General features: G+C 62.2%; 22 protein-coding genes. 9 read left to right on the plus strand and 13 right to left on the minus strand.

Annotated elements, in window-relative coordinates:
* Window positions 1-1004 (minus strand): glycosyltransferase (locus WEB61_RS14825; RefSeq protein WP_368065116.1); only part of this gene is annotated, 1004 nt, incomplete at its 3' end.
* Between the two features lie 453 nt (window positions 1005-1457).
* On the opposite strand from WEB61_RS14825, the gene WEB61_RS14830 reads away from it, so the two are divergent.
* Complete coding sequence (locus tag WEB61_RS14830) at window positions 1458-2402, plus strand: transporter substrate-binding domain-containing protein (RefSeq protein WP_368065117.1); 945 nt, start codon at window positions 1458-1460, stop codon at window positions 2400-2402.
* Window positions 2403-2411: 9 nt separating this feature from the next.
* On the opposite strand, the gene WEB61_RS14835 is transcribed toward WEB61_RS14830, so the two are convergent.
* Window positions 2412-2942, minus strand: a complete 531-nt coding sequence (locus WEB61_RS14835) for a histidine phosphatase family protein (RefSeq protein WP_368065118.1) — start codon at window positions 2940-2942, stop codon at window positions 2412-2414.
* The gene (locus WEB61_RS14840) at window positions 2939-3766 is read right to left on the minus strand and encodes a sterol desaturase family protein (protein WP_368065119.1); all 828 of its coding nucleotides are present in this window, start codon (window positions 3764-3766) and stop codon (window positions 2939-2941) included. Before WEB61_RS14840 ends, WEB61_RS14835 begins: the two co-directional genes overlap by 4 nt.
* Before the next feature lie 203 nt (window positions 3767-3969).
* Here WEB61_RS14840 and WEB61_RS14845 point away from each other — a divergent pair, with 203 nt between their 5' ends.
* Window positions 3970-4503: a hypothetical protein gene (locus WEB61_RS14845; RefSeq protein WP_368065120.1), complete on the plus strand. Its 534-nt coding sequence runs from the start codon at window positions 3970-3972 to the stop codon at window positions 4501-4503.
* A gap of 76 nt (window positions 4504-4579) precedes the next feature.
* On the plus strand, window positions 4580-4726 hold the full coding sequence (locus WEB61_RS14850; protein ID WP_368065121.1) for a hypothetical protein: 147 nt from the start codon (window positions 4580-4582) through the stop codon (window positions 4724-4726).
* Window positions 4727-4730: 4 nt separating this feature from the next.
* Here the strand turns inward: WEB61_RS14850 and WEB61_RS14855 are convergent, their stop codons facing one another.
* From WEB61_RS14855 to WEB61_RS14865, 3 genes are read right to left on the minus strand one after another with little or no spacing between them, the layout of a single operon-like run.
* Window positions 4731-5141 (minus strand): tellurite resistance TerB family protein, encoded by a 411-nt coding sequence (locus WEB61_RS14855; RefSeq protein ID WP_368065122.1) that lies wholly within the window; start codon window positions 5139-5141, stop codon window positions 4731-4733.
* Between the two features lie 36 nt (window positions 5142-5177).
* On the minus strand, window positions 5178-8063 hold the full coding sequence (locus WEB61_RS14860; protein ID WP_368065123.1) for an ATP-dependent DNA helicase: 2886 nt from the start codon (window positions 8061-8063) through the stop codon (window positions 5178-5180).
* 36 nt (window positions 8064-8099) lie between these two features.
* Window positions 8100-9989 (minus strand): sensor histidine kinase, encoded by a 1890-nt coding sequence (locus tag WEB61_RS14865; protein WP_368065124.1) that lies wholly within the window; start codon window positions 9987-9989, stop codon window positions 8100-8102.
* A gap of 162 nt (window positions 9990-10151) precedes the next feature.
* Between WEB61_RS14865 and WEB61_RS14870 the strand changes: the two genes are divergently transcribed.
* The 3 genes from WEB61_RS14870 (at window position 10152) to WEB61_RS14880 (ending at window position 14247) form a co-directional block, all read left to right on the plus strand.
* Window positions 10152-11774, plus strand: coding sequence for a lysine--tRNA ligase (locus WEB61_RS14870; RefSeq protein ID WP_368065125.1), 1623 nt, complete (start codon window positions 10152-10154; stop codon window positions 11772-11774).
* A 113-nt stretch (window positions 11775-11887) separates the two neighbouring features.
* The gene (locus WEB61_RS14875) at window positions 11888-13411 is read left to right on the plus strand and encodes a hypothetical protein (protein ID WP_368065126.1); all 1524 of its coding nucleotides are present in this window, start codon (window positions 11888-11890) and stop codon (window positions 13409-13411) included.
* Window positions 13408-14247 carry a hypothetical protein gene (locus tag WEB61_RS14880; RefSeq protein WP_368065127.1) on the plus strand — a complete coding sequence of 280 codons (840 nt, stop codon included), beginning with the start codon at window positions 13408-13410 and terminating at the stop codon, window positions 14245-14247. Before WEB61_RS14875 ends, WEB61_RS14880 begins: the two co-directional genes overlap by 4 nt.
* A 3-nt stretch (window positions 14248-14250) precedes the next feature.
* On the opposite strand, the gene WEB61_RS14885 is transcribed toward WEB61_RS14880, so the two are convergent.
* A complete protein-coding gene (locus WEB61_RS14885) occupies window positions 14251-14892 on the minus strand; it encodes a helix-turn-helix transcriptional regulator (RefSeq protein ID WP_368065128.1) in 642 nt (213 codons plus the stop codon).
* A gap of 150 nt (window positions 14893-15042) precedes the next feature.
* Here WEB61_RS14885 and WEB61_RS14890 point away from each other — a divergent pair, with 150 nt between their 5' ends.
* Genes WEB61_RS14890 through arsC form a run of 3 tightly spaced genes read left to right on the plus strand, consistent with a single transcriptional unit; the run spans window position 15043 to window position 16810 of the window.
* On the plus strand, window positions 15043-15399 hold the full coding sequence (locus WEB61_RS14890) for a DUF952 domain-containing protein (RefSeq protein WP_368065129.1): 357 nt from the start codon (window positions 15043-15045) through the stop codon (window positions 15397-15399).
* 5 nt (window positions 15400-15404) lie between these two features.
* Window positions 15405-16460: a quinone-dependent dihydroorotate dehydrogenase gene (locus WEB61_RS14895; RefSeq protein WP_368065168.1), complete on the plus strand. Its 1056-nt coding sequence runs from the start codon at window positions 15405-15407 to the stop codon at window positions 16458-16460.
* On the plus strand, window positions 16460-16810 hold the full coding sequence (arsC, locus tag WEB61_RS14900; RefSeq protein ID WP_368065130.1) for an arsenate reductase (glutaredoxin): 351 nt from the start codon (window positions 16460-16462) through the stop codon (window positions 16808-16810). Before WEB61_RS14895 ends, arsC begins: the two co-directional genes overlap by 1 nt.
* A 15-nt stretch (window positions 16811-16825) precedes the next feature.
* Here arsC and WEB61_RS14905 read toward each other — a convergent pair whose 3' ends face one another.
* The 6 genes from WEB61_RS14905 to WEB61_RS14930 all read right to left on the minus strand — a co-directional run bounded on the left by WEB61_RS14905 (window position 16826) and on the right by WEB61_RS14930 (window position 21001).
* A complete protein-coding gene (locus WEB61_RS14905) occupies window positions 16826-17536 on the minus strand; it encodes a helix-turn-helix domain-containing protein (protein ID WP_368065131.1) in 711 nt (236 codons plus the stop codon).
* 83 nt (window positions 17537-17619) lie between these two features.
* A complete protein-coding gene (locus WEB61_RS14910) occupies window positions 17620-18072 on the minus strand; it encodes a nuclear transport factor 2 family protein (protein WP_368065132.1) in 453 nt (150 codons plus the stop codon).
* Window positions 18073-18156: 84 nt separating this feature from the next.
* Window positions 18157-19479 carry an MATE family efflux transporter gene (locus WEB61_RS14915; RefSeq protein ID WP_368065133.1) on the minus strand — a complete coding sequence of 441 codons (1323 nt, stop codon included), beginning with the start codon at window positions 19477-19479 and terminating at the stop codon, window positions 18157-18159.
* Window positions 19480-20046, minus strand: coding sequence for a hypothetical protein (locus WEB61_RS14920; protein ID WP_368065134.1), 567 nt, complete (start codon window positions 20044-20046; stop codon window positions 19480-19482).
* Window positions 20043-20480, minus strand: coding sequence for a PaaI family thioesterase (locus WEB61_RS14925; RefSeq protein ID WP_368065135.1), 438 nt, complete (start codon window positions 20478-20480; stop codon window positions 20043-20045). The genes WEB61_RS14920 and WEB61_RS14925 overlap by 4 nt, the downstream gene beginning before the upstream one ends.
* Window positions 20477-21001, minus strand: a complete 525-nt coding sequence (locus WEB61_RS14930; protein ID WP_368065136.1) for a PaaI family thioesterase — start codon at window positions 20999-21001, stop codon at window positions 20477-20479. The genes WEB61_RS14925 and WEB61_RS14930 overlap by 4 nt, the downstream gene beginning before the upstream one ends.
* Window positions 21002-21042: the final 41 nt, after the last annotated feature.

Below are 21042 nucleotides of genomic sequence, written 5' to 3' on the forward strand. Positions count from 1 at the left end.
CGCGTCATCCAGTTCTCGTTCCAGTTGTAGTAATTGAGTTGTGCCTGTACACAGGCAAGCGTCTCATCTCCCAATGAGAACGCGGCGACAGCTTTCTTGAGCTGTTGAGGTTCGGGCATGTCTTCTGCGTCGTAAATGACGAGAAACTCGCCGCGAGCAAAGGGCAAGGCGAAGTTGCATGCCTTGGGTTTCGTCCGCGGCAAACTTGTCGGAACGCGAACGAACTCGAAATGGTCAGGCAGTTTCAGTGCCTTTGCAGCTTCCCATGTCTCGATATCGCTCTCCTCGAAAACGATCTTGATGTCGAGTTTCGAAGACGGGTAATCGAGATTCTGCAGTGCCCGCGTGACGATCGGTAGAACACGCGCTTCATCGAAGAGTGGCACCATGACGGTATAGACGGGCAGGTCCGCGTCGCAAGGCGCACCGTACCTCTCATAAGCGCGTTCCTCATCGGCTGGTCGTGCCATGAGGCCAACGAAGATCGATGTGTATTTCAAAATCGCGATTGCCGAAAAACACAAACCAAATGCTATGTTGAGCACGATCAGGGTGCTTTCTGGCATGCTGGCGAAGGCGGCGGTCGCGAGCAAGGCAATGCCTGTCAGCACGATTGCTTGCTGACGGGTAACCGGCTTCACGGCTGAACTTTCCGGCATACGTCGTGCGAGATCGAAAATCGCCCGTTCACCGAGCGCATCGCCGAACTCATTCACTATCGTCCGGTTGATATCGTGCGGCGACGTAACAAAAACAGGCTGCGGACGTCCCTCGTGCTGCGCAATTGCTTCGCGCGCCGCTGCGGGATCTGCCGCGACATAGATTGTCTCGAGACCGAGCCGTCGCCAAGGCAAGCATTGCTCGCGCAGATAGAAATCAAGCTTCGCTGCTTGCCGCAGCGTCACATCGGGCGGATCTGTCAGAAGATTGACGAACGGAATGTCCTGCTGTGCTGCATAGAGGCGCGCCATATCGATATGCCGCGCCACGCCGGTGCTGATCATGATCCGGCCGATCGATGTCCCCCATTGGCGCTGTCGGTCGAGCGCCCCGGCAATGACATCGGGCGGTGTCAGCCCGGACGCGACAGCAAGTTCACCAATCAACGGCCGCGTGCCAGCCGAAAGCTGCCGTCCCCGCCAACGCTGGTCGTCCACATGCATGGCAGCGGACATGACCGTGTGGCCGTCGGAATTGTTCCCGTTCTGCAATTGATATCCCCGGAGGTTCGAACGTTTGATGGTGTACGGGACAGAACGCAACCGGATTACGGAAATTGAAGGCTAGTATAGATCTGCCGTAACCTTAATAGGCCAAATGGGGAGGGTATGGTCCTTGCTTGTCGGAGGTTGAAAAAGGACAGGTTTTCGATGCGACTCAAAAATGGTCGCTTTGATGTGTCATATTGAGACAATCTGGTCGGTGGGGTTGCCGCCGCCGGAGCAGTTTGGACGGCTATGCGATTTCTGCTCTATCTCAACACCATCGCGATTATCCTGCTGGCGGGCGCGCTGGCGCGTCTCTATGACGGCGCCCCATTGCCTTGGGCTGACGGGCCGATCGCGCTGGCGGTCGATCTGGCGCCTCCACAGACGTCCCCGTTGACAACCGAACAATATGCCGCCCTCCAGCTTCCTCTGCCCCATCCTACCCGAGCCCCGGTTGCCGTGTCTGTCCCCGAGGTCGAAAAGCTGCGTCTCCTTACCGAAGGTGACTATCGCCCGTTCAACTATCGCGACGGCAGGGGCGAACTCACGGGCTTTGATATCGAGATTGCCCTTGCCTTGTGCGCGCGCCTCAAGGCCGAATGCATCTTTGAGCTTCGTCCATGGAGCGAACTGCTGCCGGCGCTCAAGCGTGGTGAGGGCGACGCGGTTGTCGCCTCGATGCTGATCCCGGTACCCGGACGCGAGGCGCCGGTGGCTGACGACGAAATTATCTTCACGGAGCGCTATTATTCGACGCCGGGTCATTTCGCATCGCGGCGTTCGAACGTACCAGTCGCCGCGACCCCAGCCGCACTCGCCGGTAAGCAGATTGCAGTTCAAGCGGGTTCGGTGCATCACGCCTATATTCGGACGCGGTTCCCGGAGGCCGCGCCACTGGCCTTGCCCACACTCGCTGAGGCGCAGGATGCGCTAGCGGCCGGTCGCGCGGATCTTCTCTTCGCTGACCGAAACGTTTTATCGCGCTGGACAGCATCGGGCAGTGGGGCGGCATGCTGTCGACTGGTCGGATCGGGTTACGCGGACCCGGCGTGGTTCGGGGAGGGCGCGGGCATTGCGCTCCGCGTCGACGACAAAGTGCTGCGAGACAGGATCAACGCGGCACTCGAAGAACTTGTTGCCGACGGCACCTATGCCCGCATCAACGCGCGCTACTTCGCCAACAATATCTATTGAGGAAGACGTTCACCCGTTCTCTTCTGCCATCAGGTCGCGCGGTCGTCCGAAGAAGACGCTCCGGCCCTTGCCTTCGACGACGTCGTCCCAACGTTCTATATCGAATTCGAAAACAATGAAGCCGCCGGTCGGCACGCCATGCGCAATGCGCAGGGCTGTCGCCTCGTCCGGGTCTTCGGCCAGAGCCATTGCCAGCAACACAAGCCCCGGATTGTGGGCGATGACCAGCAACGTTTGTGTGTGGTCAGGCGCATGCCGGATTTCGTCGAGCATAACCTCGGGCATCGCATGATAGAGCTCGTCACGATAGAAGATGGGAACCGTCTCACCCAACCGCGCGGCAAGCGGCGCGCAGGTTTCTATCGCGCGCGCTGCCGCCGAACAGAGAATGGTGTCGGGCCGAAACGGTGAATTGGCAATGAAGCCGGCCATGAAATCGGCCGCCTTGGCGCCGCGTGCGTTGAGCGGCCGATCAAAATCGTCCTTCACTGGGTCACCCCAGTCCGATTTTGCATGGCGCAGCAGACACAGCCGCTTCATATCCGCCTCTCCCGGCCGCCTGCGGCGTTTGACAAGGGATTTATAAGGCTCCAACCGAGGCCGGCCGGTACTGGTGCCGGGAACGCCGCGAGCCCGATCTGCATGGCTTCGTGACCGTCGCGCGGTTCAGCCCGGTAGGTGCCGAAGAGGTGGTCCCAGATCGACAGACTGAATCCGAAATTCATGTCGTGTTCGTCCTGATGGATCGAATGATGTACCCTGTGCATATCGGGTGTCACGACGAGCCACCGCAAAATCCGGTCAACGGCGACGGGCAACCGCACATTCGAATGGTTGAACATCGCCGCCGCGTTGAGCAGTACTTCGAAAAGGATCACCGCCACGACTGGAGCGCCAAGCAGCGCCACCGCCAGTATTTTAATACACATGCTGATTAGTATTTCTACCGGATGGAAGCGGATGCCGGTTGTCACGTCGAAATCGGGATCGGCGTGATGAACCCGGTGCAGTCGCCACAGAAGGCCCAACCGGTGAAAGATGACATGCTGGGCATAAACGAGCGCATCGAGCATGATCATCGAAAGCGGAATTGCGAGGACGGTCGGTGCGCCGGCCCAGTTGAATAGGCCCAAGCCTTGGCGCTCCGCTTCGATGGCCGTCGCCACCGCGACAAGGGGCAAGGCGAGCCGCACAAGCAAAGTGCCGAGCGCCGAAAGCGCCATGTTGGTTGGCCAGCGCTGCCAACGCGACATCCGCAGTATCCGGCGCGGCGCGGCCAGTTCCCAAAGCACCATTACCGCCAGTACCGTCGCAGAGATGGTAAGCCGGAACAGGGGTTCGTGGAGCGACAGGAATTCGGTCATTGGATTCGGTTTCGTCCTGCGTTGACCCCGGAGAGTGCGCCAAGCCGTCGTGGGATCGCAACTATAGGGTCGCTTGTTCGTCAAAAAAAAGGGCCCGGTTTCGGCACAGCAGGAAAAAATGCAGTGCGAAACTCGGATGTATGAGTCCGGAAGGGACGGCTGCGATGCGAGGCGGTGTTTGTTTTGGCGGCTTGATTTTGGCTTTGCTGATGGTGCCGGCTTGGAGTGACGGTAGGACAGAAAGTATTGCCGGTTGGGCCGAGGCGCCGCCAACCGGCGTGGGCGAGTACACGGTCGAAGCGGTGCCAGTTGCCGCAACGGCGCCTGTTTCGGGCAGGGGGGACGAAGCCGTTCAGGGCGGCTTTGCCTGCAGGGGACTGCTCGGCGACGCTCAGGCCGGGCCGACCGTCTGCCTGAGCCGAGTCAACCCGGGTTTGGCGCAGTTTTTCTTCGATTTGCGTTGGCATCTCGCCCCGAAGAGCGGCGAGCGCGTTGTCACCGGCATTTTGATCCGTCAGGAAGACCGCGCCGAGCCGTTCCAGGTGATCGCCGGCCTCGATGCCCGTACGGCAACCCAGATCGACAATGCCGGCTTCGAACTTATCGACATGGATTTTGACGGCTATCTCGACATGCGCCTGATTGCTGGAGGAACGGCCGGCCCCAATGTGCTCTATCGCAACTGGCTCTGGTTGATCCAAGAAGAACCTTTCATGGAAAGCCCCGGGGCTCGATAAAATCGTCTCGCCTGAATTCGATTCGGAAACCCATGAAATTTTTAGCCGCTGGCGCTCAAGCGCTGCAGAGGGCGGTGTGGATGTTTATACGTGGAGCGGTGACGTGCCGGTGATGATCCATCGCGAGGTCGACCGGTTCGATGGCTTCTCGCATTGCGTCCGCATCTTCTTCGATCGCATCGACGACGAAATGCGCGAAACGGGATCCGGCTCCTGTATTTAACCTGTCAGAGGGGCATGTGTCGCGCGCGCGCACCGCGTTCGATCGCAGCGGCCGTGAGCTTGTCGATGTCAAGCGTATCGCGCAGCAATTGTAGCAGCCGGATTTCTTCTGCACCGACGGCAAGATCGGAGGTCGCGATTTCGACGGCTAGTGCATAACCTGTCTCACGCAGATGCGGCGGTAGCGCGTCTTTCGCGAGCCCGAAAACGGCGTCGAGCCCGCCATCTTCTTGCAGGATTACCGCGCACTCCTTTGCCACCGGGATTAGCCGCTCGGGATTGAAGTCGCGGAACGCAGGCAGTGTCTGGACAATGGTGCCTATATCGCGCAGTTCATTATCGCTCATCGCGCGATCGACGGCGCTCATCGTCACCATGATGTAAATGAGGGCATTCTCGGGAGAAATCGTCGACATGAGGCTTCCTTGGTTCGATTTGCCGGGAGCTTAGAGTCAGGGCTGATCTGGAGCAAGCGCGGCGCCGAGAAAGGCCCTCGCTTCGGCGATAGCCTCTGCGAGCCCTACCCGATGAATGGTGACGCCCGGCGGGAATGCTGAAGTCAGGCGGGTAGGCAGCCGCGCATCGAGGGCGACAAAGACACCCCGGTCGCCAGCGCGCCGAATCAACCGCCCGAAGGCCTGTTTCAGCCTGAGGCGGGTCAGCATGTCGTCATAACGTGCCTTGCCGAAGACCTCGCGACGCGCCTTGTGCAGAATGTCGGGCCGCGGCCAGGGCACGCGGTCGAACACGATCATGCGCAACGCGTCTCCCGGCACGTCGACACCGTCGCGCACTGCATCGGTACCGAGCAAGCAGGAATGTTTCTCGGAACGGAAAATGTCGACCAGTGTACCTGTGTCCAGTGCATCCACGTGTTGCGCGTAGAGCGTTAGCCCTGCTTCCTCAAGCGGCACAATTATTTTCTCGTACACGGTGCGCAACCGATGAATGGCGGTGAAAAGGCCAAGCGCCCCGCCGCCCGCTGCGCAAAAGAGTTCGCGATACGCCGAGGCGACCTGATCCATGTCATCACGCGCTACATCGCGCACCACGAAAATGCGCACTTGCTTGTCGTAGTCGAAGGGAGACGCCATGAAGGCACGTCGCGCCGGCAAAGCCAGGTGGGCGGCACCTGTTCTGATCTCGGCCGTTTCCCAGCCTTCGTCGTCTTCGGTCTCGTCGATCAATCGGTCGCGTAGCGTTGCCGACGTGATCAACACACCATGCGCGGGTTCGAGCACGGCGTTGGCGAACGGGATCGTCGGGTCACGCCAGTGCCGATGCATGCCAACATCGCCTTCGCGGCCAAAAATTCGCTCGACCGAAAACCAGTCGACGAATTCCTCGGGCGTTGCAGTATTGAGACTGGCCAACATTGAGCGCCATGCCGGAATGAGAATTCGCGCCCGCCGGTCGAGCCCACGTGCCGCCGCATCCATGCGGATTCGCATACCGGTGTCGAGGTCTTCAGCCTCGTCGTCGAGCCGCGCACGCAGTCGTTCGGCGATGAGCTGCAGCGGTGCGACAAGCCGCGCGAGGGCGGCATCAAGTTCGCTTGCCGCCGCAGCGAGTCCCGCCACAGATGGATCGGTCTCGGCCTCCAGAGAAAATGGACTGTCATTGTCTTCGGTCCGCGCATGAACTTGTTGGCGCACCAGCACGAGAAACTTCTCGGCCGCGCCGCGAGGGGCCCCGTCCTTGAGCCGCGCTGTCCAGCCCGGAGCTGGCAGCGCAGCGGCGGCCGAAAGTGCTGCTACAAGTGCATCTTCCGCCAGATTGTCGCCGCCAATGAGGTCGCCGATACGCTCATCGAGGCCGCGTCCGCGTCTCCCTCGTTGACCTTCGGCTCCGCGAATCCAACGCCTGAGTTCTGCTGTCTCCATGCCGGAAATCGCAGCTGAAAAGGCGCTGTCGGCGGCATCAAAAATGTGGTGCCCTTCGTCAAAGACGAAGCGTGATCGCGCTTCCCGTCCGCTCGGCGCCTCATCCTCGGCGCCGCCTGCCATGTCGGCTGTCTTGGCTTGCGCAATCTGTCCCATCGCCCGGTCGAGCGCCGCTTGTCGTATGACAAGCGCATGATTGGCGACGACGATCTCGGCGCGGCGCGCTTTGCGGATCGCGCGTTCGATGAAGCACTTTCGGTAATGCGGGCAGGCGGTATAGATGCATTCGCCGCGCCGGTCGGTAAGGCCTGTGCGACCGGTCGCGCCGCCAAGACGCCCTGCCAGCCATGCCGGAAAATCGCCGCCCACCATGTCGCCGTCGCGGCTGGCCTTGGCCCAACGCACCACAAGCCCGATGGCCGTTGCGCCGCCGCCCAGAGCCGCCCGATCTGCCAACTCGGCAAAGTTGAGCAGGCAGAGATAGTTTTCGCGTCCCTTTCGGATCACGGTCTTCTCGGCTTTCTCAGCGGGATCGGGATAAAGTCGCGAAAGCTCCTGATCGAGTTGCCGCTGCAAGTTCTTGGTATAGGTGGAGATCCATACCGTGCCCTTGTTGCGCGTTGCCCAGAGGCTCGCGGGTGCAATGTAGCCGATGGTCTTGCCGATGCCCGTGCCCGCCTCGGCGATGACAACATTGGGGGCGCCGACGGCTTCACGCGGCCCGAAGGCAAAGGCGGCAGCGCCGGCGAATTCAGCCTGGCCCTCACGCTGCTCGGCATCCACGCCAGCGAGTTCGGCAAGCCGGGCCCGCGCCTCGGCATCGCTGATGGACAAGGCGCCCGCTGGTGCGCGAGGCGCCTGCTCTTCCCATTCCGGCAGTTCATTCCAGATATCGAAGCCGCGGCCGGCGGGTGGCCGCCCCTCCCGTCCCAAGGCATCGGCGAGCGCTGCCACGACGCCCGGTCCCCACGCCCATCCGCCTTCGGCCATGCGGAAGGCCGTGCGCGCCGCCGACGGGCGGTCTGGCAAGTTGCGGTCCTGCAGGCATAAGAGCATCTGCGCTGCTGCGGCATGCAGCATGATGGCTTGCGTCTCCGGTGTATTGCCTGCATCGAGGCCAAGGGCGCGGGCAAGTCCCTCCGGCGTCGGCAGGCACGGCTCGGCTGGATGGACGAAGGCGAAGAGTTCCATCAGATCAAGCGCATGGGGGCCCGGTGCGCCAAACGGCCGTCCCCGGGCGATACGCCGCGCCGTGAAGCCGGCATGGACCAGCAGGACGGGTTCCCGCTCGATCAGCTTCAGAGCCGCTTCGGATCCAAGTTCGTCGACCTCGCCCTCGGCGCTGACGACCACAGCGCCGCCGGCCGCTCGCGACGGTACGATGGCCGGGGCCTCGGGCAGGAAAGCGCCGCCGACCGGGCCGTGCGGCGAATCGAATGGGGGCTGCAAGGACATGGGCGGCGAGTATAGACGTGCAGGCTCTGAATGAAATCAGTTGGCGAGACTCGGATAGGCCTTGGCGAGTTCGCGCCATGTGGCAGTGATTTTCTGCTGCAGCCGCGGCACGTCGCGCATCGCGGCATCTGCCTCGCCATGGCCGAGCGCCATCTCGATGTCGCCGGCTACATGCGAAATCGCCGATAGGCCTATTTTGTCGGCGGCGGCCTGCAACGCGCGCGCGCCTTCCGCCAGCGCTACTTCATCGTGTCCGATGCGCGCCCTTTCGACGGCGCGATGCAGGGTCAGCACACGTTCGAGCCCGGACAACAGGTGATCTGTGATGCGCTCCGGTCCGATCTCCCGCTCGATCTCGTAGAGGTGGCCGAGATCGATCAGCTTTTCCGGCGCCCGGCGTTTCGGCGGCGTGGCGCCGGCAGCGAGCGAGGAAAAATATTCTGCTGCGCCGCCGGGCTCCGTCGGTAGCAGGAACCAGAAAGTACTGCCTTGTCCCGGCGCACTGTCGACGCCGATTTGGCCACCCATCAGCCTCACTAGACGGTCGCAGATCGGCAGGCCGAGACCCATACCGCCAGCCTCACCGTCGAAGCGAAAGTCGCGCGCGTCCCCGCCTTGCCAGAAGGTTTCGAAAAGCTGCGCGCGGGATTCATCCGAAAGGCCGGGCCCGGTGTCGGTCACGGAAAATCTGACAACCTTGTCGTTGCTTGGCGTCTGGATCGAGGTGATGCGAACGACGATACCGCCCTTGTCGGTAAATTTAATGCTGTTGTCGATCAGGTTTGTCAGTACCTGGCGGACCCGGTCGGCATCGGCGGACATATCGGCATCGATGCCTGGTGCCGCATCGAGTTCGAGCGACAATCCGTGTCCGCTCGCACGGTGCCTCATCATGCGCACGACGCTGCCCGCGAGCTCGACAGGGTCGAAACGTCGGGGCCTCAATTCCAGCGAAAGCGCTTCCATCTGCGATAGGTCGATCATGTCGTCAAACAACCGACGCAGTAACTGGCTGGTCTCTCCCATCGATCTTGCGATCTTCGCCTGGCCCTCGCTCAACGGCTCGTCGGCAAGATGTATCGCCAGATTGCTCAACCCATCCAGGGGGGCCCGCACCTCGTGGTTCAGGATTTCGAGGAATGCTTGTTTTGCCCGCATCGCGGCTCTCGCACGGGTCTCTGCATCCTCGGCATCGCGGCGTTTTTGTTCAGTCGCTGCATGGGCCCGCGCCATCCGCTCCACAAGATCCGCGTTCTCGAATCGCAGGCGGAAGGCTTCGCGATAGCTGTTGTTGACGCGTCGTGTCCAGCCGGCGACGGTGGCGAAGAACATGCCCGCCAGCGCCACTGTCGCGATGGCCAGCGGATCGCCGCGCCAGAGCAACATGCCGACGGTTGGCAGGCAGGATGCTGCGATGTAGTAGATGACGGCAAGGGGGTGACTGGCGCGTGTAATGGCCGTTGCCATGGCCAGGCACGCCAGAACCAGAACGTAGAATATCTCGTGGGTAAAGGACGCGCCCGGCAGCCACAGAAGCGAACCGACGCCCCAAGTGGAACCGCTGACGATGGTCACGAGCGCGTAACGCTTTGCCCAAAGCGTTGCATTGCCGACGGCGTCGGGGTCAGCGCGAAAACCCGCCCGCACGCGATCGAAGAGAATTTGCGCAACAAGTTGGATGGCCGCGACGACACCAATGGTCCAGAGGGGTGCATACGGCCAAAAAGCGAGGCCCACCACAAGAATGCCGCCGAAAACAGTGAGACGGCTGGCCTCGCCCAACTCCAGCAGCAGGCGCACCTGCTCGGCATCGATCCGGGCATCGATAGGATGGGCGCGGCGAACCGTAGCGGTCGGCTCGATGGTCGCGGGGTCGCCAACGGTCTCGGCTTCGATCGAATCCTGGTCCAGATCGGTCTTGGTCAACTTCCGGGTCTCCGGGCGGGGGTCGCAGATCCTTCTTCAGAGGCCGCCGGAGCGGGTCGCCCGCGACCTTTCCGGTTCGGATTGCCGCGTTGACGGAGGGGTGTGCTAAGCATAGGGTCCGCGCGCTTGATAAAGCCTTAAGTCATTCCTTCGAGTCGAAATATGTCAACAAATACAACCGCGATAGCACCCTCGACGCTTCTGGAGGCGGCCCGTGTGAGCAAGGCTTGGCCCTTCGATGAAGCACGCAAGATCGTCGATCGGCTGGAGAAGGAAGGCAGCTCCAACCGCACGGTTCTCTTCGAGACAGGTTACGGCCCTTCCGGCTTGCCGCATATAGGCACTTTCGGCGAGGTGGCGCGTACCACGATGGTCCGTCGAGCTTTCGAGATACTCGCCCCTGGCGTGCCGACGCGTCTTCTCTGTTTTTCGGACGACATGGACGGGCTGCGCAAGGTGCCGACCAATGTGCCGAACCAGGAGATGTTGGCCGGTTACATCAACATGCCGTTGACAAAAGTGCCCGACCCTTTCGGCACGCATCCAAGTTTCGGCGAACATAACAACGCGCGACTGCGTGCCTTCCTCGACAATTACGGCTTCGAGTATGAATTCGCCAGCTCGACCGAGTACTACAAGACCGGCCGTTTCGATGCAACGCTGTTGAAGGTGCTTGAGAAGTTCGACGAGATCATGGAGATCATGCTGCCGAGCCTGCGTGAGGAACGCCAGCAGAGCTACAGTCCCATTCTCCCGGTCAGCCCGCGCACCGGCCATGTGTTGTTGGTGCCGCTTCTGGCACGTGACGCGAAGAAGGGCACGGTGAGCTATGCGGAGCCCGATACCGGCGAAGTCGTCGAAGTGCCCGTCACCGGCGGCCAGTGCAAGCTGCAATGGAAGGCCGACTGGGCGATGCGCTGGGTTGCGCTCGGCGTCGACTACGAGATGGCAGGCAAGGACCTCATTGATTCCGTCAAACTTGCCTCACGCATTTACCGCGTATTGAGCAACCAGCGTCCGCCGGAAGGTTTCAACTACGAGCTGTTCCTCGACGAGGAAGGCAAGAAGATCTCGAAGTCGAAGGGCAATGGTCTTTCGATCGAGGACTGGCTGCGCTACGCGAGCCCGGAAAGCCTGCAATACTTCATGTATCAGAGCCCGCGTGCCGGCAAGCGGCTTTATTTCGATGTCATTCCGCGCAATGTCGACGAGTATCTCGGCGCGCTGACGGCCTATCCGAAGCAGGATTTGCGCGAGCGCCTCAACAACGCAGCCTTCCATATTCATGGCGGCAACCCGCCGGTGCAGGACCTGCCGATCACCTTCTCGTTGCTGTTGAATCTTGCCAGCGCCAGCCATTCCGAAGACCGGAACGTGCTCTGGGGCTTCATCCGCAACTATGCGCCAGACGCGACCCCCGAAGATCATCCACGTCTCGACCAGCTTGTCGGTTACGCGATCAACTACTTCCACGACTTCGTGAAACCGGCAAAGAAGTATCGGGCGCCGACCGACAAGGAACGTGCCGCGTTGGAGGATCTGGCGGCGCGGCTCGAAGCAGCAGACGCGTCTGCATCCGGTGAGGAGCTACAAAATATCGTCTACGAAATCGGCAAGGCGCATGAATTCACGAATCTGCGCGACTGGTTCAGGGCGCTCTATGAAGTATTGCTTGGCGAGGAGCAGGGGCCGCGTTTTGGTACCTTCACCAAGCTCTACGGTGTCGGAGAAACCGTGGCGCTGATCCGCCGTTCGCTGGCGGGCGAAGACCTCTCCAAAGCCTGATCGCGAAAATTTGTCATGCCGCACCCGGCAATCTGCCGCCGGTCCATTGCGGCTCCACGCCTCATGGCCGAACATGGCGCCGGCTGTTTGTTGTCAACAAGAGGTGCGCGCCGTTGAGTTTCTCTGCGCGACGGATCGGTGCATTGTTTGCGCTCGGCTTGCTCGGCGGCTGCGTCGCCGTGCCGAACTGGCGCGCCGAACCGGCGGCCGGGTCACCGCGGGCTCGCTGTCTTGCGTTGATCGGTGATATGGATGAGGCCGTCGCCGCGCATGATGTCGGCGATGCTGGTGCCGCTCGCATAAAGACCTTCCCCTATCTCCGCATCGACCGCTTCCTTGCGAGCTTCCGCCACGAACTCGTTGCGCCAGGCGCCTTCGAGGACTGGGTAGGCCATCTGCGCTGGCTCGATGACAAGGCGAGGCTGATCGAAGCGGCGAACTTGTCAGCGGACGCGCGCGCATCGCTCGCCGCGCGCCACGGCCTCGCCGATCCAGAAGGGATCGGTGCCGCTGCCAGCCGCTGCGGCGATCTCCTGCTGAAAGTTGAAGTTTTGGAGGGGACGGTGGAAGCGCGCGATGCGCTCGTCCGTGCCGCCGTCGCACCCAACCACTACAATCAGTGGCAGCGTGCCGCCGGCCTTTACCCGGTCACAAATCTCGGCGCCGCCATCGGCTATGCGCAGTGGAAGGACGAGAACACAAGATCCTTCGCGCTTTCGTTCGAGCCGCATGCGAAGTCGGAAAATATCATGGTCTACAACCCCGGCGCGCGCGCGGATGCGAGTGAGGCGTCGCATATCGTCCGCGCTGCACCACGCACTGCCCTTGGTCTCCCGAAATTCTCCGCAAGCGACGTAGCGCATTTGACCGCCGCTTTTGCCCCCGTCTTCGAAATCGAAACAGAGAGCAACGACGATCGCCTCGGCTCAGCGGTCTGGCGCCGCGAGGGTGACGAATTGCTCCCCGATGTCGATGTGTCGAGCCCAGTCGCAACGACGCGCCTCGTCTACACGCGTTTCGAGGGCTTGGTGTTGCCGCAACTCGTCTACAATGTCTGGTTTCCAGCACGAACCCTGCAGGGGAAGTTCGATCTTCTCGGCGGCCGCATCGATGGCTTCATCTGGCGCGTGACACTCGACGAAAACGGCGAGCCGCTGATCTACGACGCGATCCATGCCTGCGGCTGCTATCACATGTTTTTCCCGGTCGCGCCGCTCGTCCGGGTGCCCGTGCCCGAAGACCGCGACACGCGCGAAGCGCCGCTCTCGCCCATCTCCGCCCCGCGTCTCCCGCCCGGCGAGCGCATCCATCTCCGCCTCGCCGCCGTCAGCCACTATCTGATCAATCTCGGCGCGAAAGAAGCAGCATCCACGCCATCCACCTATGAGCTTGAATCCGCATGGGCGTCCCCTGCCTTCGGAGAGCGTTCCCTGCCATTGCCGGACGGCGGCCGCCGCAGCTTCTTCGGTCCCACGGGGATCGTACCGCATACGGAAAGACTGGAGCGCTTCACGCTCTGGCCGCTCGGCATCGAAAGTCCCGGCGCCATGCGCCAATGGGGCACACATGCAACGGCCTTTGTGGGCGAGCGCCATTTCGACGACCCCTTTATATTCGACAAGGCTTTCGCGCGATGAGGATGCTGGTTCTCCTCTTCTCTCTCGCGCTAGGTACGACCGCTCTCGCCGCAAGCGCTGACCTTGCTCCTGCGACCAGGGCCTTCGACGATGGTGCTTTTCCCCGCGCGGCGTTCCTCGCCCGCAAACTCGACACATCGCAAGGCGATGCCTTCGCCGCCCGCGCGGAGCTTGTGCAGGGCGAATTCGTGTCGGTGGGCGCCGCCCGCCGTGCAGCGTTCGACCGGGCGCTCGCCGATGCCCGTCGGGCCCTTCTGCGCGATCCTGCGCGTCCCGAAGGTCATCTCTACCTCGCCGTCGCGCTCGGTCTCGTTGCGCGTGGGGAGGGTGTGCTGATGGCGCATGTGGCGGGCTATGGCGACGAGGCGCGGGCACATATCGACCGGGCGCTCGTCCTTGCGCCGGACAATGCCTGGGCCCATGCGGCTCTGGGCGGCTGGCATCTGGAAATCGCCTATGCGGGCGGGCTTGTCGGCGCGGCGCTTTATGGCGCGAGCGTGGAGGCAGGCGAGGCCTCCTACGAACGCGCTCTGGTGCTTGATCCGGGAAACACCTCCATCGCCTGGCAATATGCGCTTCAGCTAACGGGCATCGGCGGGAAATCCCGTATCGACCGCGCACAGGCGTTGCTCGCCGCCATTCTGGAACACCCGCCGCAAACCGCGCTCGACCGGTTTCTCCGCGACGGCGCCACCGAGCTTGCCGCCGCCGTCGAAAGCCGCAACCGCCCTCAAATGCTGCGCGTCGTCACGCGTCGTCTCGGCCGCGATGGCTTCGGCGCTACCGCGCCCGGCCCGCGCATCGAAACGCGGCCCGGCGTCGGCCGCACGCGCTGATCCCTACTGGCTGGCCCAAATGATCCGCGCCATCCACAAAATCTCTTCGGCTTTCAATATCCGGTCGTCATGCGCAGGGTTGAATGAATGCAGCTCGACGCTTTTGGCTGTCCGCCGCGCCAGTACCTTGGCCATCACTTCACCGGCGATCGTCTTGACGACCACGCGGTCGCCGCGCCTGATACCGGCGGCTGGCGATACGACGATGACGTCGCCATCGCGATAAACGGGCGCCATGCTGTCGCCACTTACTTCCAGCGCATAGGCATGTTCGTCCTTGAATTCGGGGAAGGCCACTTCCTCCCAGCCGCCCCCAACCGGAAAGCCCGCATCGTCGAAATAGCCGCCATGTCCCGCCTGTGCGAGGCCGATTAACGGCACATTCCGCTGCCGGGCTGCAAAGTCGCCGCTCGCCACGAGCGCGAGAAATTCCTCAAGCGAGGAGCCGGTCGCGTTGAGGATACGCGAAAGGCTTTCCGTGTTCGGCCAGCGTGGTCGCCCCGCCGCCGTGACGCGTTTCGACTTGTTGAAGGTCGTGGGATCGAGCCCGGCCGATTTGGCAAGGCCGGATGCTGTCAAGCCATGCGCGGACGCCAGCGCATCGATCGCGGTCCAGAGCCGGCCGTGGGACAGGGCGTCAGCCATGAGCATGTGGGTCCTGCAAGGTCGAAACGATAACAATTATGAGAATATATTCAGGAAAATCAAGAAGTCTGGAGAGTTAATTCCTATTTTCCGCTTCTTGTCCCTCTGCCTCCCCATGGTTACAGTGCCGCCCCAATCGGGAAGACCGGCATGCCCCCAGTTTCAAGCCTCATCTACAAGATCGTGAGCGAGCATGAATGGCTCGCCGCCGCGGCCGAAGGCCGTTTCGTCGGCTCGGCGGTCGATATCGATGATGGCTTCATTCATTTTTCGACCGCCGCGCAGGTCGCCGAAACGACAGCCCGCCATTTTGCCGGCCGCAAGGGCCTCGTGCTGGTTGCCGTCGAGGCTGCCGCGCTCGGCGAGGCGCTCAAATGGGAGCCCTCGCGCGGCGGCGCGCTCTTCCCTCACCTCTACGACGTATTGACCCTCGATGCGGTACGTCGCGTCGAGCCGCTGCCGGTCGGCGAGGGCGGTACGCACCTCTTTCCGGAGCTTGAGGCATAATGCGCATCGACATCTTCCCTCTGGCGCGGCCCGCCATGAGCCTGCTCGATCCGGAGACGGCACATGCGCTGACGCTGCGGGCGCTTCGCATGGGGCTCGGTCCTCACCCGCGTGAAGCCGACCCCGCCTCGCTTGCCATCGACGTTTTCGGTCTTCATTTCGAAAACCCGCTCGGCATCGCCGCCGGTTTCGACAAGAACGGCGAAGTACCCGATGCGATGCTGGCGATGGGAATGGGTTTTGCCGAAGTCGGCACGGTGACACCGCTGCCGCAATCGGGCAATCCGCGTCCGCGCATCTTTCGCTTGCCGGTACATCGGGCAGTTATCAATCGTCTTGGCTTCAACAACAAAGGCCATGCGGCGTTGAAGAAGCGCCTGGAAGCACGCCGCAAGCGGCCGGGCGTCATCGGTGTCAATATCGGCGCCAACAAGGATGCGGCCGATCGCATTGCCGACTACGAGGCCGGCATCCACGCCTTTGAAGGCCTTGCGAGCTATTTCACGGTCAACATTTCCTCGCCCAACACGCCGGGCCTGCGCAGCCTGCAAAACCGCGCCGAACTCGAAACGCTGATTGCCCGCGTACTGGCCGTGCGCAAGACCCGCACGCCGGTGCTCCTGAAAATTGCGCCCGACCTTGATCCCGAAGAATTGGTCGATATCGCAGAGGTAACGCTGGCTCAGGGTCTCGATGGCTTGATCGTCTCCAACACGACGACCGCGCGGGGCGACTTGGTATCCGGTGTCCACGCAAACGAAACCGGCGGCCTTTCCGGCGCGCCGCTTTTCGCGATGTCGACCGCGGTCCTTGCCGACATCTACCGGCTGACCAAGGGCCGCCTGCCGCTTGTTGGTGCCGGCGGCATCTCGAACGGCCGCGACGCCTATATGAAAATCCGCGCCGGTGCTTCGCTGTTGCAGCTTTACTCGGCGCTCACCTATGAAGGCCCGGGCCTCATCGCGCGTATCAAGCGCGAGCTGGCCGCCCATCTCGCCGCCGACGGCTTCGTGCATCTGAAGGATGCGGTTGGCGCCGACGTCAAGCTTCAGGAGGAATAATGGCCAAGCCCGTCATCTATCACAATCCGCGCTGTTCGAAATCGCGCCAGACGCTGGCGCTTCTGGAAGAGCAGGGTCATGTGCCGGTCGTGATCGACTATCTGAAGACCCCGCCCACCGCCCCCGAACTTCGGGCACTGCTGAAGAAGTTGAAAATGAAGCCGCGCGAGCTGATGCGGAAGGGTGAAGAGATCTACAAGACGCTTCGCCTCGACAATGAAAAGCTCTCCGACGAAAATCTCGTCGAGGCTATGGTCAAAAACCCGATCCTGATCGAGCGTCCCATCGTCGTCGCCGGGGCGAAAGCGAAGATCGGCCGCCCGCCCGAAAGCGTGCTCGACATTTTATAGGCCGGACGCAGCCGGCTAGCCGTGCGCGCGCTCCCCGGCGGAATGTCTTGAACGAAGCCCCTCCAGAGCGTCACTTGGCGTAAGCCCGAACATCAGCCGGAATGTCCGCGAGAGATGTGCGGTGTCCGAGAAACCCGCATCCATTGCAGCCGTCCGGATCGACGCGCCCTCGATCATCTGCCGCGCCGCGAACTGCAGGCCTGCCCACCGCTTGAAGTCCCGGAAGGTAAGCCCCGTCGCGGCCTTGAAATAGCGAAGCGCCCTCGTGCGCTCCATGTTCAGACGGCGCATGAGCTGAACCTGCGTCAGCCGTTCCATGGGATCGTTCATCGCGGCAATGGCGATGTCGGCGATATCGGCCGGATAGCCGTCTTTTTCTCCCAACCGGTCGCGCAGTTCCCGGCCGGCCTCGGGTTTTCCGTTCACCGCGTCCATTGCGACGGCCGCGAGCGGACCGTCGAGCCGCACGGCAAGGGCCTCGTTGCCGGGAAAGGCGAGGCCGTTTAGGTAGAGAACCTGGGCGCCGCCGGGACTGCAGATCACGGGGTGCACTACACCCGGCCGCACCAGAAGCAACTCGCCGGTCACGTTGTCGTTGCCGCGCATGACGGAGACGGGGCCGCGCCACCCGGCGAGTACGCATGTCACCGCGTTCCCATGCGCGGCCAGTTGCGCCGTGTCGATGGGAAGCACGGTGTCCGGAAATGCCGGCGCTTTGCGCTTCATGGCCTGTCCCCGGCCCGGTGTGCGGGCCCGGCGTTCACCGTAGCGGAGATTTCGCGGCGGCGGAACGTGCCGGGCCCGGCCATTCAGGCCCTTATGCCGCCTTCGATGGCGATACCGGCCCGCGCGAAGGCGGCCCGCGACTGATCGCCATTCATGAACACGTCCTTTCGGGTCACCTCGCCCGCCTTGTTGACGGTCACCACGTCGAGCATTTCGACACGCGCGGTGAACGGCGCGCCTTCCTTGTCCGTCAGGGGAAGGACCATCGTCCATTCGAACACCCAGTGATCGGCGCCAAAGAGCCTGCGGCCCATTTCCTGGGAAAAGTCGTACGCCTCGAACGTCGCGATGCAGTACCGCCGCAGCGCCTCCCGGCCCTTGATCGGCTCGGACCCGTCATGGAGCCAGAAGAGGGTGTCTTCGGAATGCGTCGATGCGATGAAGCCGGGGTTCTTCGCCTCCCAGCCTGTGTGATAGCGCTCGAAGAGATGTTCGATCGAGAGGCGCGGTTGCGTTCGCAGTGTCGTGGCGCTCATCCTGGTTCCTCCGGAGTTGGTGTCCCGGAGAGCCTAGGAGCAAGGTCGCACGGCTCGTTGAACAAACGTGCCGCCCGGAACCCGTTACACCAGTCCTCGCCTCAGCCTGGGGTAGTAGAATCCCAGCGTCGCCGCGCGCATGATGTTGAAGCCAGCCAGCGCCGCCCACAGCCCGTGATTGCCATATGGCAGGAACAGCCACCACAGCACGAGGAAAATCAGGCTGGAAGCAAGCGCTGCGTTGCGCATTTCCGGGCCCCGGGTCGCCCCGATAAAAATTCCATCAAGCTGATAGCACCAGACGGACAGGATAGGCAGTGCCGCCGCCCAGAAGAGATAGACCCTTGCCACCGCGCGCACTTCCACATCGATGCTGAGAAAATCGATGATTGGTCCTCCGGCGGCGAAGATGCCGAGCGACAGCACCAGCGCGACCCCGGCTGCCCACAGCGTCGAAAGCCGCGTCGAAAGGTCGAAGTCCTGCCGGTTTCTTGCGCCCACGGCCTTGCCCACCAGCGCTTCGGCGGCGAGCGCGAAACCATCGAGGAAAAATGCGCTCACCGTGACGAATTGCAGCAGGATTGAATTGACGGCAAGCGTCACCGGCCCGGCCTCGGCGCTCCTGGCCGTGAACCAGGCGAAAGAAAGCATCAACACGATGGTCCGAACCATGATGTCGCGATTGACCGCGATGGTGCGCGCAAGCCGTGCCGCATCCAGAAGCCGCGCCCGCGTCCAGGTGCCCGGATAAAACCGCAGATAGCGCGCCGCGACGGCAAGCCCCAGCAACGCGGCAGAAACTTCGGCAATCAGTGTCCCGGCGGCGATGCCGGTCACGCCCCAACCGAGTCCCAGCGCCAGCAGGATATTGAAAATGATATTCACAAGGTTGAGGAACACCTGCAGCGCCAGCGCGACGCTGGCGCGGCCAAGCCCGATGAACCAGCCGACCAGCGCATAATTGGCGAGTGCCGCTGGCGCACTCCAGATACGGATATCGAAATAGCTGCGCGCCAGTGGCTCGACCTCCGGTCCCCCATCGAGCAGGAAGAAGGCAATCTCGCGGACAGGCCATTGGACGAGAATGAGCGCGAGTCCCACGCCGCCGGCAATCAACATTGCCCGGCCGAGCGCGGCACGGATCTCCTCGCCATCCTCCGCACCCAGCGCCTGTGCGGTGAGCCCGGTCGTCCCCATGCGGAGGAATCCGAAGGTCCAGAAGACCATCGTGAAGATCAGCGCACCGATGGCGACTGCGCCGATATATTTCGGATCCCCGAGCCGCCCCATCACCGCGGTGTCGGCCACGCCGAGAAGCGGCGTCGAGATGTTGGACAGAACGATCGGCGCGGCAATCGCCAGCACCGTTCGGTGTGTCACGCGCGATACGGGCGTCGCGATCGCCATTCAGGAAGGTCCGTCGATGAGGTCGCGAATATTCGGCTCGGCTTCCGCGGCGCGGAGCGCCAGGGCAAACCCGGCATAGCGCCCGTCCGCTGTCACTTCAGTCCTTGCGAATGACGGCATGGGATAGGTTTCCATCGTCGCGTCGTCTTCAAACTCAACTTCGGCAAGGATAAGGCCTTGAAGCGGCGGCTCGAACCGGTCGACAGCGATGCGTCGTCCGGCTACTTCGAAATTGATGCGTCGCTTTCTCAGTGTGAGCCCGCCCAGTGTCCAGAGCCGTGCATACTCGGCGTCGCTCATATAGATCGTGGTGATGATGCTGTGTCGTGGATCGGCCAGCTGTGTCTTCTTCGAAAGCCGCCGGTAGTTGATGCCGCCATCGATTGGTTGAGCGGAGCGCAGACGAAGCGCGCTGTCCGGAATGTAAAGATCGACAATGTCGAAGCACATACCTGACGCGCGGGCCAGGTCGGGAACGCCGTCACAAAGCCAGCGCCGTTCGCGCTCGATCTGCGCATATTTGAGATGCGGATAACCGGCTGGCGGTGTGATGTCGTCGATGGTCATTTGTCGGCAAATTCGTCCACCGCCTTCAGCAGGAAATGTCCATGCGCCACCGCGATGGGTCGTGCGCGATCGTCCTGCCAGGCTTCGGCGCGCACGGTGGCGACGCGGCGCCCTTGCTTGGTGATCTCGGCCCGGCCATAGGTATCGACCGGCCGGCCCGAGCGTAGATAGTCGATGGTAATTCCGATGGGTTTCGGCAAGGCGCCTTCGCCCGCTTCGAAGATGAGTTGAGCGATTGCGGTTGTCTCGAGGAACGCGCCGATCACGCCGCCATGCAGCGCGGGCAGAACCGGATTGCCGATGAGTTGTGGCGAGAAATGCAGCACCGTTGTGACCTCATTGCCACGCTGGTCGATGGTAATTCCGAGAAACCGCGCATAGGGAATCGCCTGCATCATCACATCGATATCGGGCGCTTCTTTTTCCTTGCTCACTCGACGCCGCCTTTCTTCTCCGCCAGCATCGCCAGCGCTTCGGCCGCCGCCTCCGGCGTCATTGGCATCGGCATGGTGCGGTTAGCGGCCAGCATGAAAGTACCGACACAGGTCGCGATCGGATCGGTTTCGTCGGTGTGATAGGCGGTACCGCGCACAAAGGCGATGTTGGTTGTCACCTTGTAGCAATGCGTATGCGCCACAAGCTCGAGGTGCGGTGTCGCCGGTTTCATGTAGTCGATCCTGAGATCGAGTGTCGCGATCGACATGCGCTCCGGCAGCGCCAATTGCACAGCGATGCCGCAAGCATTGTCGAGCAGCGAGGTGATGACGCCACCGTGAATGACCCCGGTCTCGGGATTGCCAACGAGCTTCGCGTCGTAGGGCACCGAAAGCCAAGCTTCATCGGGCGCGGCGTTAACGACGGTCATGCCCAGCGCCTTCGCATGCGGCACATGCTCGATCAGCACATCCTTCATCAGCGCAATATGTTCCGGTGTGATTTTGAAGTTCGATGCCATGATCAAGTCTTCGCAAGCCGTTAAAGCGCCTGATTGAGCCT

This window comes from Parvibaculum sp., from assembly GCF_040882025.1.
Lineage (GTDB): Bacteria > Pseudomonadota > Alphaproteobacteria > Parvibaculales > Parvibaculaceae > Parvibaculum.